This window comes from Sphingomonas sp. NY01, from assembly GCF_038809135.1.
Classification (GTDB): domain Bacteria; phylum Pseudomonadota; class Alphaproteobacteria; order Sphingomonadales; family Sphingomonadaceae; genus Sphingomonas; species Sphingomonas carotinifaciens.
Genome location: NZ_CP101722.1, coordinates 1,541,660 through 1,555,208, shown reverse-complemented (window position 1 = coordinate 1,555,208; position 13,549 = coordinate 1,541,660). Strand labels below are relative to the sequence as shown.

The following is a 13,549-nucleotide window of genomic DNA, read 5'->3' as shown; positions in this document are numbered from 1 at the left end:
CCGGGACGGCCGCTCCGTCAACTGTTCAACAGTCGGGGCTTAGATGTCGTCGCCAAGCGCACCCTTGACCTTGCCCTTGAACTGCTCGCCCTTGCCTTCGACCTGCTGGCCCTGGCCCTCGGCCTTCAGTTCCGGGTTGTTCTGGTGATCGCCGATCGCTTCCTTCACCTTGCCGACGGCTTCGTTGATGTTACCCTTGATCTTGTCGGTCAGCTCGCCCATTCCTGCCTCCATTATGCGGCGACACCGACATGGTGTCGCAAAACTCGTGACAGGAAAACGGATCGACCCCGATACGGTTCCGTGATGGCTTGATTCAGATCAGGCCGGCCAGCGGGCTCGACGGGTCGGCATAGCGGCGCTGTCCCATCCGTCCCGCGCGGTACGACAGGCGCCCCGCCTCCACCGCCGCCCGCATCGCCGATGCCATCATGATCGGGTCCTTCGCTTCGGCGATCGCCGTGTTCATCAGCACGCCGTCGCACCCCAGCTCCATCGCCACCGCCGCATCCGACGCGGTCCCAACGCCCGCATCGACCAGCACCGGCACGTTCGCCCCTTCCACGATCAGCCGGATCGTCACCCGGTTCTGTATCCCCAGCCCCGACCCGATCGGCGCGCCCAGCGGCATGATCGCCACCGCCCCCGCATCCTCCAGCCGCTTCGCCGCGATCGGATCGTCGACGCAGTAGACCATCGGCTGGAAACCCTCCTTGGCCAGGATCTCGGTCGCGCGGATCGTCTCCACCATGTCCGGATACAGCGTCTTGGCCTCGCCCAGCACCTCCAGCTTGACGAGGTCCCAGCCCCCCGCCTCCCGCGCCAGCCGCAGCGTGCGGATCGCATCCTCCGCGGTGAAGCAGCCCGCGGTGTTGGGCAGGTAGGTGATCCGCTTGGGATCGATATAGTCGGTCAGCATCGGCGCATTGCGGTCGGACACGTTCACCCGGCGCACCGCCACCGTCACGATCTCCGCCCCGCTCGCCTCCACGGCCGCGGCGTTCTGCGCGAAGTCCTTATACTTGCCGGTGCCGACGATCAGCCGCGAGCGGAAGGTGCGTCCCGCCACGCTCCAGCTGTCCTCGGTCACCGGCGCCACGTGATCGCCACCGCCGACGAAATGCACGATCTCGATATCGTCGCCATCCTCGACGCAGACATCCTTCAGGGTCGAGCGCGGCACCACCTCCATGTTCCGCTCTACCGCCACCTTTTCCGGTACCAGCCCCAGCTCGCTCGCCAGATCGGCGAGGCTGAGCCCGGCCGCCACACGCTTGTGCTCGCCATTCACGCTGATGGTCACGGTTCCGTCGGTATGGGGCATCATGGTTCCAATCTTGGGGCCGGCCTTGGCGGCGCGTTCATCCCCATATAGGTAGCGGATCAGCAATCAGGCAACGTGAAGGACCCGCCCTTGGCCGACATCGTCTATGTCCTCAACGGCCCCAACCTCAACCTGCTCGGCCTGCGCGAGCCCGAAATCTATGGCCGCGACACGCTGGACGACATTGCCGGCATGCTGGAGGATCGCGCCCGCGAACTGGGGCTGGAGATCGACCTGCGCCAGTCGAACCATGAGGGGCATCTGGTCGACTGGCTGCACGAGGCGCAAGCCCATCAGGCGCGCGCCGTGCTGCTGAACGCCGGCGGCTTCACCCACACCTCGGTCGCGATCCACGATGCGATCAAGTCGGTCACGACTCCGGTGATCGAGGTCCACCTCTCCAACCCGCACGCGCGGGAGGAATTTCGTCATCACAGCTTTGTCGGGCGTGCCGCAAAAGGCACAATCGCCGGTTTCGGCGCGCTTTCCTACCTGCTGGCGCTTGAAGCCGCCGCCCGCTTCTGACAGGAGCCGCCGCCATGACCGAACAGACTGAACAGGCCATGAAGGTCGATGTCGACCTTGTCCGCCAGCTCGCCGAACTCCTCGATGCCACCGCCCTGACCGAGATCGAGGTCGAGCATGGCGATCGCAAGATCCGCGTCGCGCGCAAGGCCGCTCCCATCGCCGCCGCCCATGCGCATTACGCGCCGGCCCCCGCGCCGCTCGCGGTGCAACCGGCACCGGCCGCGCCCGTCGCCGCCGAGATCGGCGCCTCGGCGCCTGCGACCAGCGCGAACGCGGTCCGCTCGCCGATGGTCGGCACCTGCTACCTTTCGGCCGAACCGGGCGCCAAGCCGTTCGCCAGCATCGGGCAGAAGGTCGCCGCCGGCGACACGCTGCTGATCGTGGAAGCGATGAAGGTGATGAACCCGATCACCGCGCCCCAGGCCGGCACCGTCACCGCCGTGCTGGTCGAGAACGGCCAGCCGGTCGAGTTCGACCAGCCGCTGATCGTCGTCGAGTAAGCCTCGTGCGCTCGATCAAGAAGCTCCTGATCGCCAATCGCGGCGAGATTGCGTTGCGCATCCACCGCGCCTGCCATGAAATGGGCATCAAGACGGTGGCGGTGCATTCCACCGCGGACGCCGATGCGATGCACGTCCGCTTGGCGGACGAGGCGATCTGCATCGGGCCGCCGGCCGCCGGCGACAGCTACCTCAACATCCCCAACATCATCTCCGCGGCCGAGATCTCCGGCGCGGACGCGATCCACCCCGGCTATGGCTTCCTGTCGGAAAACGCCAAGTTCGCCGAGATCGTGGAGGCGCATAACCTCATCTTCGTCGGCCCCAAGCCCGAACATATCCGTATCATGGGCGACAAGGTGGAGGCCAAGCGCACCGCCGGCGCGCTCGGCCTGCCGCTCGTCCCCGGCTCCGACGGCGCGATCACCGATGTCGAGGAGGCCAAGGCGCTCGCTGCCGAGATCGGCTATCCCGTGCTCATCAAGGCGGCATCGGGCGGCGGCGGCCGCGGCATGAAGGTCGTGCCGTCCGAAGACCAGCTTGAAACGCTGATGCAGCAGGCCGGCTCGGAGGCGAAGGCCGCGTTCGGCGACGCCACCGTCTACATGGAAAAATATCTGGGCAACCCCCGGCATATCGAATTCCAGGTCTTCGGCGACGGCAACGGCAAGGCGATCCACCTGGGCGAGCGCGACTGCTCGCTCCAGCGCCGGCACCAGAAGGTGCTGGAGGAGGCGCCCTCGCCGATCATCACCGCCGAGGAGCGCGAGCGGATGGGCGGCGTCGTCGCCAGGGCGATGGCCGATATGGGCTATCGCGGCGCCGGCACGATCGAATTCCTGTGGGAAGACGGCGAGTTCTATTTCATCGAAATGAACACCCGCCTTCAGGTCGAACATCCCGTCACCGAGATGATCACCGGCCTCGATCTGGTGCGCGAGCAGATCCAGATCGCCGAGGGGCGCCCGCTGACCTTCGAGCAGCAGGATGTCGAGTTCCGCGGTCACGCGATCGAATGCCGCATCAATGCCGAGGACCCGCGCACCTTCGCGCCGTCGCCCGGCACGGTAAAGGTCTATCACGCACCGGGCGGCATGCACGTCCGCGTCGATAGCGGCCTCTATCAGGGCTACAAGGTGCCGCCCTATTACGACAGCATGGTCGCCAAGCTGATCGTCTACGGCGCCACCCGCAACGGCGCACTCCGCCGCCTGCGCCGCGCGTTGGAGGAGTTCGTGATCGAGGGGATGAAGACCACCATCCCGCTCCACCAGGCGCTGCTCGACGATCCCGAGTTCCAGGACGGCCAGTACACGATCAAGTGGCTGGAGGAATGGCTGGCGAAACAAGACGCCTGACCTCTTAACCCTCTCCCCTCCGGGGAGAGGGGTAGCAGGCCAAACAAATCATCCCGTCGATCGCTCGCCAAGCAGGCCTAAAACCCTCTCCCCCCCCCCGGGGAGAGGGGGGCACCGCGGCGAAGCCGTGGGGGGTGAGGGGCAGACCAACAGTGCGGCGCTGCTTGGCTACCCCTCACCCGCCCACCCACCAAAACAAACCCCTCCACAAAGCGCCCCGATCCTGCCAAAAGGCCGATCGATGAAGGCAACGATCTACCACAATCCGCGCTGCTCCAAATCGCGCGAGGCGCTTGCCCTGCTGCGCGAAGCCGGCGCCGAGGTGGAGATCGTCGAATATCTAAAATCGCCGCCCACCGTGGAAACGCTGCACCGCCTCTATGCGCGCGCCGGTCTTTCCCCGCGCGAAGGCCTGCGCCGTGCCGAGCCGGAGGCCAAGGCACTCGCCGAGGCGGACGAGTTCGCGATCCTTGAGGCGATGGCGATCAATCCCATCCTGATCGAGCGGCCGCTGGTCGAAACCGCGCGCGGCGTCGTGCTCGGCCGCCCGCCCGAGCGTGTGCGGGACATTCTCTGAGCATTGCCGCTCTTTCGGGCACATGCTGCCCGTCTGCCCGTTTAATGGGCAGCGATCGGCGGCATTCGATTGCCTCGCCCAAGGGGCGAGCATCTGGCACATCCTGTGCAAGGCGCCCTGACGGGCGAGGGTTCAAACGCGTTTGGGGGCATCCGGTCTCGTGAAAAAGATTGAGGCGATCATCAAGCCGTTCAAGCTGGATGAGGTAAAGGAAGCGCTGCACGAAATCGGCGTGTCGGGCATCACGGTGACCGAGGCGAAGGGTTTCGGGCGACAGAAGGGGCACACCGAGCTTTATCGGGGTGCCGAATATGTCGTCGACTTCCTGCCCAAGGTGAAGCTGGAGGTTGTCGTCGAGGACGCACTGGCCGAACGCGTGGTGGAGGCGATCGCCGCCGCTGCGCAGACCGGCCGGATCGGCGACGGCAAGATCTTCGTGATCCCGGTCGAAACCGCTTTGCGCATCCGTACCGGAGAGCGCGACGACGCGGCGATCTGATCCCGCTTTTCCCCTTCCCGACCCATCCCGGACACCTCCGGCCTCATCGGCCGGGGTATAACGACGACAAGAGGAACGACGTATCATGGCGATGACGGCCACCGACATCCTGAACAAGATCAAGGAAGAAGAGATCGAGTGGGTCGATCTGCGCTTCACCGACCCCAAGGGCAAGTGGCAGCACCTGACCATGGTCGCCTCGATCATGGGCGAGGACGAGTTCACCGACGGCCTGATGTTCGACGGCTCCTCGATCGAGGGCTGGAAGGTCATCAACGAGTCGGACATGGTGCTGAAGCCCGATCTCGACGCCGTCTATACCGATCCCTTCTCGGCGACGCCGATGCTGATCGTGTTCTGCGACGTGGTCGAGCCCTCGACCGGCGAGCTTTATGCGCGTGACCCGCGCTCGACCGCCAAGCGCGCCGAGGCGTATCTGACCACCACCGGCATCGGCGACACCGTCTATGTCGGTCCGGAAGCCGAATTCTTCATGTTCGACGACGTGAAGTTCGACACCAACTATGCCGGTTCCTACTTCAAGATCGACGATATCGAGCTGCCGACCAACACCGGCCGCGATTACGAGACCGGCAATCTCGGTCACCGTCCGCGCGCCAAGGGCGGCTATTTCCCCGTGGCCCCGGTCGACTCCGCGGTCGACATCCGCGGCGAGATGGTCACCACCATGCTCGAAATGGGCCTGCCCTGCGACAAGCACCATCACGAGGTCGCCGCCGCGCAGCACGAACTGGGCATGACCTTCGGCACGCTGACCCAGACTGCCGATCGCATGCAGATCTACAAGTATGTCGTGCACCAGGTCGCCCATGCCTATGGCAAGACCGCGACCTTCATGCCCAAGCCGATCAAGGAAGATAACGGCTCGGGCATGCACACCCACTTCTCGATCTGGAACGGCAAGGATCCGCTGTTCGCGGGCAACGGCTATGCCGGCCTGTCCGACATGTGCCTTTATTTCATCGGCGGCATCATCAAGCATGCCAAGGCGGTGAACGCCTTCACCAACCCGACGACCAACTCGTACAAGCGTCTGGTCCCGGGTTATGAGGCGCCCGTGCTGCTCGCCTATTCGGCGCGCAACCGCTCGGCATCGTGCCGCATCCCCTACGGCACCGGTCCCAAGGCGAAGCGCGTCGAAGTCCGCTTCCCCGACGCGCTCGCCAACCCCTATCTCGCCTATGCGGCGCTGATGATGGCGGGCCTGGACGGCATCCAGAACAAGATCCATCCGGGCGAGGCGATGGACAAGAACCTGTACGACCTGCCGCCGGCAGAGCTCGCCCAGGTCCCGACCGTCTGCGCCTCGCTGCGCGAGGCGCTGGAAAGCCTGGCGGCGGACCACGACTTCCTCCTGAAGGGCGACGTCTTCTCCAAGGAGCAGATCGAGTCCTATATCGAGCTGAAGTATCACGAGGTCGCGCGCTGGGAGATGACCCCGTCGCCGGTCGAATACGACATGTATTATTCGGGCTGATCCCCACCGATCGCCATGGGAAGGGGAGCCGGCAACGGCTCCCCTTTTTCATGTCAGGGCACCAGCACACTGCTCCCGAACGTCTCCCCCGCCTCGATCGCCCGGTGCGCCTGCGCCGCATCCTCCAGCGCGTACCGCTGCCCGATCTCCGGCACGATCGCCCCCCGCGCCAGCATCGCAAACACCCGCGCCATCAGCGCCCGCTTCTCCGCTGCGGTCACCGCATAGTCGAACAGCGTCGGCCGCGTCACGAACAGCGACCCCTTCGACGCCAGTACGCCCAGGTTGACGCCCTCCACCGCCCCCGACGCATTGCCGAAGCTGGCGATCAGCCCGCGCCTCGCGGCACTGTCGAGCGAGGCATTCCACGTCGCCTTGCCCACCCCGTCCAGCACCACCGGCACACCGGCCCCGTCCGTAATCGCGCGCACCCGCGCCGCCACGTCCTCCTGCCGGTTCAGGATCACATGATCCGCCCCCGCCGCCCGCGCCCGCGCGGCCTTTTCCTCGCTCCCCACCGTCCCGATCACCACCGCGCCGATCGCCTTCAGCCAGCCGACCAGCAGATGCCCGACGCCGCCCGCCGCGGCATGGACCAGCACCGTCTGCCCCGCCTGCACGCGCGCGCAGTCTTCAACAAGGAACGCCGCCGTCCCGCCCTTCAGCATGATCGCCGCCGCGGTGTCGTCGTCGACCGCGTCCGGCAACGGGACGAGCAGGTCGGCGGCAACGTTGCGCGCGGTGGCGTAGGCGCCGCGCGCCGGCCCGAACACGCCCACCCGGTCGCCGACCGCGAAGTCCGTCACGCCCTCGCCCACCGCCTCCACGACGCCCGCCGCTTCCGATCCCAGCCCGCCCGGCAGGTCGATCGGGTACAGCCCGCTGCGATGATAGGTGTCGATATAGTTCAGCCCGACCGCACGGTGGCGCATCCGCACCTCGCCCGCCGCGGGCGCAGCCAGCGCGACATCGTGCCAGCCGATCACCTCGGGTCCGCCCGTCCGCTCGATCCGCGCGATCCGTTCCATCATTTCGGTCCTTCGCTGTTCAAAAATCCCGGGAAACCCGCACGTTCGCGCTCTGCCGCCCCAGTGTCGAGATGCTGGACAGCAGCGACAGCCAGCGTGTCACCTGAAACTCCACCCGCGTCGCGGAATATCCCTGACCATCGGTCACGATCTCCGCATAGAAGCGGCGGGTGATGAACTTGCCCGCGGCGACTGAAGTGCCCTGACCCGTCTGCGGATCGGCGGGCAGGACGCGCAACCGGTCCAGCCCGGCTGCGCGACGCACGGCGTTGATCGGGTTCAGCCCGTTGCCGCCATCCTGCAACGCCGCCACCGCCGCTGCCAGTTGCAACGCCTCGGGCGCGGACAGTTGGGTGATCGACGTCCCGAACAGCAGCCGCGACAGCAATTCGTCCTCGGGCAGGGCCGGCGTGCTGGAAAAACCGATTTCGGGCTTCAACCCCGTTCCCGTCACGCGGATCGATGCGGTCAGCCCGGTGACGTTGGCGTTGGCGACGATATCCAGCGCCGGATTGGCCGGCACCTCGCCGTTGAAGCGGATCACGCCGCGATCCAGATTGAACTCGCGCCCTGCAAATTCATAATCGCCGCGGATCAGCGTCGCCTGTCCGGTGATCGCGGGATTGGTCGGCTCGCCACCGATCTGCAGATCCGCCGACCATTCGCTGCTAAGGCCCAGCCCGGAGACCATGAGCTGCCCCGGCGCCCGCGCCTTCACCGCCAGCGTCCAGGGTTTGGCCGGCACCTCGTCCTCCGCGCCGCCGCCCGGCACGTTGATCTCGCGCACCGCCAGCTTGGGCACCGCCGTCGCGGCACTTGCCTGCCCCAGCCGGTATCGGCTGCGGTTCAGCACCACGTCGCCGGTAATCTGCCCGCCCGACCCGTTCGACACGAAGGAGAGCGGCCCGCTCACCGTCGCGCCGATATCGTCGCGCGCGATCATCACCGCGCGGTCCGCCTGCAGCGACAGGTTCATGCCGATGCCGCCGCGCGCCGCGAAGTCGAATGCGCCGCTGCCCGTCACCCGCCCGCCGCGCCCGGCATCGGCGCCGAAGCGGTCGATCACCAGCCGCGATCCGTCGAAGCGGCCGTTCGCCTGGACGTTGGTCAGCACCGTGCCGGTCGTGCCGCTCTCGATCCGCGCGCCATTGGCCTGCAGCGCCCCGCGGATCACCGGCGCCGCCAGTTGCCCGCTCACATCCGCACCGATCGCGACCGGGCCCGACAGGTCGAACATCTCGATCCCGGTCAGCCGCCACAGCGTGTCCGCCGGCCCGGCATAGCGCAACTGCCCGAACAGCTTCGCGTGCAGCAACCGTTCGCTCAAGGATCCGCTGCCCAGCGGTTGCAGCAGGGCCTGCCCCCGCCCGATCGTCCGCCCGCCCGACGCCATCACCGCGCGCAGCCCCAGCCGGTCGGCCGAAAGAACACCCGCCAGCCCCATGTCGATCGGCCGCGACGACAGCACCAGCCCCGATCGCGTCAGGCCGCGCACCGTCAGGTCCACGCGCCCCGTCGGCGCCGCGCCAGCATGCGTCGCCACCCGTATCGTGCCCGATGCGTTGCCGCCCAGGCCCAGCCCCGGATAGCCGATATCCAGCACCGTCAGCGGCATCCGGGTCAGGCTCGCCTCCAGCGCGCCCTCGCTGCCGCCGAACCGGCCGGACATCTCCACCGTGCCGCCCGAAAAGCTCAATTGCGTCTGCGCCAGCCGCCAGCCCTCGCCATCGCGCGTGATCGTCGCCGGGGTCAGCAGGCGCAGCGGCCGCCGGTCCAGCGTGCCTTGCGCCGACACGACATAGCGGTCGGGCGATACGCCGATCACGGTCTGGATATCGAAGGCACGTCCCCGCGATCCCGCGATCGACGCGCGAACTTCGCCCGCCCCGTCGGTCAGCTTCGCCGTCGCGGCGAACCGCCCCAGGCTCAACCGACCCCGGCGCAGCCCCTGTCCGCTGGCGCTTCCCTCGATCGTCACGCCCGCCGGATCGAGCATCATCGCAAAGTCCGCGCGTCCCTGGCGAAGCACGGCACCGCCCCCCAGTTGCACGCCGCTCGCACGCAACTGCCCCTCGATCCGCTGAATATCGCCCACCGGCCGGAAGGTCAGCGCGCCGCTCCAGCCACCGCCGGTCACGTCCAGCCGACCGTCAAAGCCGCCATCGACGATGTTCAGCCGTCCCGTTCCGCGCGCGCCGCTGACGTCCAGCGCATCGACCATGATCGCGGCCTGCCCCCCGCGCGGCAACAGGATCGCGCCCGATGCCCGGAACGGCCCGCCGCGCGACCCGCCCTCGGCGGTGTAGGCAAAGCCCTGCGGCGTCGGCTCCAGATGCGCGCGCACGTCGCGCAGGCCCAGCGCCGCATTGGGGCTCGCCAGCAACAGGTTCACGCGCGGCCGGGCGATGTCGCCGTCCAGCACCAGTTGCACCGGGCCATAGGTCGATTGCTGTCCCCCGCCCTCGAAATGGAAGCTGCCGTCGCGCCGGCGATAGCCTTGCCCGCGCAGGCGCAGCGACGGCGCGATCAGCACCAGATCGGCAAAGTGCAGCACCCCGTCCGGCGTCCGCTCCAGCCGCGCGGTCAGCCGCGGCAGGCCACCGGCAAGGCTGCGGAAAAAGGCGTTGTCCAGCCGCAGCACGCGTGCCGCGCCCTGCCCCACCACCCGCGTGCCGTTCCCGCCCGGCCCCGGCACCACGTTCAGTCGGGACGTCACCTCCACCAGCCCCAGACCGGGGATCAGATACCGCCCCAGCCGCCCGTTCAGCCCCACCTCGTACCGGCCGGTCGCCAGATCCACCGACAGCGCCATCGTTCCCGACAGCTTGTCGGACCGCAGCCGCAGCGCGTCGGCGCTGAGCGTACCGGGCGTCAGGCGCAGCGCCCCGTCGATCGACAGGTTGCGCAATATGCCCCCCGCGACATTGCCGACCCCGCCCACCGCCGCGGCGGTGAACCGCACCGGCACCGTCACCGGCCAGCGCGACCACCGCCCCCGCCCGGCCGCCCGCGGCCGCACGATCACCGTCCGGTCGAACGCCAGCGCCTTGGCGAACAGGCGATATTCATAGGCGGCACTGGCGAACGGCCCGTCGAGCAACAGGCGCAGTTCCACGTCCTCGCCCCGCATCGTGCGCAACACGGCGGAGGGACGAAGCAGACGCACCCTGGTCTTCAGGTTGCGGAACGCATTCTGGCCCAGATCGACCATGCCCTGCGTCTCGATCGCCAGCGCGCCGCTCCGCAGCGCCAGCGTGCCGTCCAGCCGCCGCTCGGCAAAGCGACCGCGGCCGCGTACCCGCACCCCCGGCAGGGTCAGTTGCTGCAACCGCCCTTTCAGCAGCGGGGCCGGCGCCACGCTGCCGTCGAGCGCATAGCGGCCCGCATCCGCCGACAGGCGCAACGTCATCGCCTGAGCCGGCCCGATCTGTCCCGTCGCGCGGCCGCGCCACCGTGCCCAGCGCCCGTCGCCCGTCACGTCCAGCGCCACGCCTTGCCGCGCGCCCACCATCCGCGCCAGCACGCCGCGCGCCGCACCGCGCGCGACCACGTCGATATCGAACCGGTCACGATCCGGCTCGGCATCGATGTTGAGCCGCAACCGGTCGCTGCCCTCCACCACCGCATCCAGCGCGACCAGCGCACGGCCCCGTCGAATATCGGCACGGCCCTGCAACCGTCCGGTGCGGCGCTGGCCCAGCACGGCGGGTGCCAGCACCAGCCGGTCGACCGACAGCGCGCCGATCGCGATATCGAATTCGGGGAGGATCGGCCCGCGCCGCCCGGTCGGGCGGGTACGCGGCACGTGCAGCAGCTGCGCCTCCGGCACCGCCAGCCGCCTTATGTCCAGCCGGTTGCCGATCCACCGCCATGGCCGCCAGTCCAGCGTGACGCGCGGCGCGTGGAACACCAGCCCGTCCAGGTCATAGACGCGCACATCCGCCAGCCGCGCCTCTCGATAGATCGACCCGTCGATCCGCCCGACCGCGAAGCGCAGGCCGTTTGCCGTGCGCACCCGCCCGATCTGGTCCGCGACCCAGCGATGCCCGACCTGCGTATCGACCGCGGCCAGCGCGGCGAGCAGGATGGCGACGATCCCCAACACGATGCCCGCCAGCCACCGCCACCAGTGCCGCCGGTGCCGCGGCGACGCGGGCGCGGTTTCGGGCCTGTCGTCCGTCTCGGTCAAAACGCCTGCCCCAGCGAGACATAGACCGCGATCCGGCTGTCGCCCGGTTGCGGATTGATCGGCGTGCCGACATCGACGCGGATCGGACCGAAGTTCGAATAATAGCGCACGCCGAGGCCAGTGCCGAACCGCATGCCGGTCAGGCGCGGCAGCGGCGAGGTGTAGATGTTGCCCGCATCCAGGAACGGCACGACGCCGAAATTGCCGAACGCCTTCACCCGCGCCTCGATCGAGAACTCGGCCAGACTGCGCCCGCCGATCGGGTCGTTGTTCGCATCGCGCGGCCCGATCGACTGAAACCCATAACCGCGGACCGAGGCACCGCCGCCCGCATAGAAGCGCCGCGACGGCGCGATCTGATCGCGCGGCGCCCCCAGGATCGTCCCCAGCCGGGTACGCGCGGCCAGCACCACGCCGTCCCGTACCGGGCGGTAGATGCTGGCATCCACCTGCGTGCGGGTATAGCCGAACACGGCGCCCTGCAGCGACAGTTCGGGGCTCGCCCGCCCGCCCAGCCGGAACCCGCGTGTCGGGTTCAACAGGTCGTCCGACCCGTCATAGTTGAGGCTCGTCGGCAGCGCGCCGATGAAGAAGGTACGCCGCCGGTCGACCCCGGTCGATGCGATCACGTCGCGCTCGTCCGACGCCAGCAGCTCGGCCCCCAGCGACCATGTCCAGGTCTTCTGGAAAAAGATGTTGGTCTGCCGCTCCAGGCTGCCCGACAGGGACAGGGTCTGCGCCTCGAATGCGTCGCGGTTGATGTGCGTGGCGGCGAACTGCGCGGTCAGTACCCGGTCGCGCCCGTTGAAATTGTTGCGACGATAGACGACCGCGCCCAGTTGCTCGCGCGTGCCCAGCACCGATCGCAGCGTCAGCGCCCCTTCGGGCGGGAACAGGTTGCGGTGCGTCCAGCTCAGTTCGGCGCGCGCGCCCTCGCCAGTGCCATAACCCAGCTCGCCCGCCACTGTCCGCGGCGGCGCCGGTGCGGTCGCCACGCGGATGTCGACGGTGTCCGGGGTCGCGCCCGGCACCGGCTCCACCTTCACCGACGACACCAGGCTGGTCTGCACCAGCGCCCGGCGCAGGTCGTCGAGCGATCCGGAGTCGTACGGCTGGCCGGGTCGGAAGCGGGCGATGTCGGCGATATGGTCCGCCTCGAACACCGGTTTGCGTGCACCCTGTTCCGCAACCGCCACGATCCGTCCGAACCGCCGCGCGGTGCCGGGCTCCACCGACAGGTCCAGCGTCGCGGTGCGGGCGGCGCGGTCGACCACGATCTGCGGCTCGCCGACCTTGGCAAAGGGAAAGCCCTCGCGCCCGATCGCGGTTTCAAGCCGCGCCTGCCCGGCGACGATCGCGTCGGCGTCCACCGGGTCCTGCGCCTTCACGCCGAAGGCGGTGCGCAGGTCGCCCGCCTTGTTGCCCGCCAGCGCCAGTCCGTCGATCGTCACGCCGGCAAAGCGGTACAGGGCGCCCGGCACCGCCTCCAGCACGACGTTCGGCGTCGCGCCCGGTTCGATCCGGGTGGCGACGCTGGCGTCATAATATCCCTCGCCGCGCAGCAGCGTGGTCAGCAGATCGGCATCCTCGCGCGCGCGCCGGTCCAGCTGCGCGGCATTGGCGGGCTCGTTATCATGCGCATTCAGCGTCGATAACTGGTCGAACCGCTCGCGCAGCAGCGCGCCTGCCCCGTCCACGCCCTCGACCGCCCAGCGATACCGCCGCTCGGCCGCAGCATCGGTCGTCGTCAACGCCTCCACCAGATCCGCCCCCGGCGCCGCCTCCAGATCCGGCCAGTCGACCCCTATCCCAGGCAAAGCCGCCAACGGCGCATTGGGATCCAGCGGCACGGGTTCGGCGGCGGGTGGCACCGTCTGTGCCCCCGCACTCGCGCTGACCAGCAGGATGGACGCCGCGGCCGCGCATCGGCCGGACCGTCGAACGCGGAACACCATGACCGCTCCCTAACCGCACCGCCGCGCATTCCATAGCCCCACCCACAGGAAAAACGACGGCGCGACGCCGGATCGCTGGCGTAGCGCGGCCGG

The 13,549-nt window shown here is 68.6% G+C and carries 11 protein-coding genes; 6 read left to right on the top strand and 5 right to left on the bottom strand.

Annotated elements, in window-relative coordinates; translation table 11 throughout:
- Positions 1–39: 39 nt before the first annotated feature.
- Positions 40–222, bottom strand: a complete 183-nt coding sequence (locus NPJ82_RS07695) for a CsbD family protein (protein WP_112382359.1) — start codon at positions 220–222, stop codon at positions 40–42.
- Positions 223–316: 94 nt separating this feature from the next.
- Positions 317–1,324, bottom strand: coding sequence for a sulfur carrier protein ThiS (thiS, locus tag NPJ82_RS07690; protein WP_276589524.1), 1,008 nt, complete (start codon positions 1,322–1,324; stop codon positions 317–319).
- A gap of 90 nt (positions 1,325–1,414) precedes the next feature.
- Here thiS and aroQ point away from each other — a divergent pair, with 90 nt between their 5' ends.
- From aroQ to glnA, 6 genes are all read left to right on the top strand, one after another.
- Positions 1,415–1,849: a type II 3-dehydroquinate dehydratase gene (gene aroQ / locus NPJ82_RS07685; protein ID WP_149681563.1), complete on the top strand. Its 435-nt coding sequence runs from the start codon at positions 1,415–1,417 to the stop codon at positions 1,847–1,849.
- Positions 1,850–1,863: 14 nt separating this feature from the next.
- Positions 1,864–2,352, top strand: coding sequence for an acetyl-CoA carboxylase biotin carboxyl carrier protein (gene accB / locus NPJ82_RS07680; RefSeq protein ID WP_112382360.1), 489 nt, complete (start codon positions 1,864–1,866; stop codon positions 2,350–2,352).
- Between the two features lie 5 nt (positions 2,353–2,357).
- Positions 2,358–3,710 (top strand): acetyl-CoA carboxylase biotin carboxylase subunit, encoded by a 1,353-nt coding sequence (gene accC, locus NPJ82_RS07675; protein ID WP_112382361.1) that lies wholly within the window; start codon positions 2,358–2,360, stop codon positions 3,708–3,710.
- A gap of 241 nt (positions 3,711–3,951) precedes the next feature.
- Positions 3,952–4,287 (top strand): arsenate reductase (glutaredoxin), encoded by a 336-nt coding sequence (gene arsC, locus NPJ82_RS07670; RefSeq protein WP_342658891.1) that lies wholly within the window; start codon positions 3,952–3,954, stop codon positions 4,285–4,287.
- 160 nt (positions 4,288–4,447) lie between these two features.
- Positions 4,448–4,786, top strand: coding sequence for a P-II family nitrogen regulator (locus tag NPJ82_RS07665; protein WP_112382363.1), 339 nt, complete (start codon positions 4,448–4,450; stop codon positions 4,784–4,786).
- Between the two features lie 85 nt (positions 4,787–4,871).
- Entirely contained in the window at positions 4,872–6,284 is a 1,413-nt protein-coding gene (gene glnA / locus NPJ82_RS07660) for a type I glutamate--ammonia ligase (protein WP_112382364.1), read from the top strand.
- Between the two features lie 53 nt (positions 6,285–6,337).
- Here the strand turns inward: glnA and NPJ82_RS07655 are convergent, their stop codons facing one another.
- The 3 genes from NPJ82_RS07655 to NPJ82_RS07645 are packed head-to-tail and all read right to left on the bottom strand — an operon-like array spanning position 6,338 to position 13,456.
- Positions 6,338–7,312, bottom strand: a complete 975-nt coding sequence (locus NPJ82_RS07655) for a quinone oxidoreductase (RefSeq protein ID WP_342658980.1) — start codon at positions 7,310–7,312, stop codon at positions 6,338–6,340.
- 19 nt (positions 7,313–7,331) lie between these two features.
- A complete protein-coding gene (locus tag NPJ82_RS07650; protein WP_342658890.1) occupies positions 7,332–11,501 on the bottom strand; it encodes a translocation/assembly module TamB domain-containing protein in 4,170 nt (1,389 codons plus the stop codon).
- Positions 11,498–13,456 carry an autotransporter assembly complex family protein gene (locus NPJ82_RS07645; protein WP_342658889.1) on the bottom strand — a complete coding sequence of 653 codons (1,959 nt, stop codon included), beginning with the start codon at positions 13,454–13,456 and terminating at the stop codon, positions 11,498–11,500. The genes NPJ82_RS07650 and NPJ82_RS07645 overlap by 4 nt, the downstream gene beginning before the upstream one ends.
- Between the last annotated feature and the right edge of the window lie 93 nt (positions 13,457–13,549).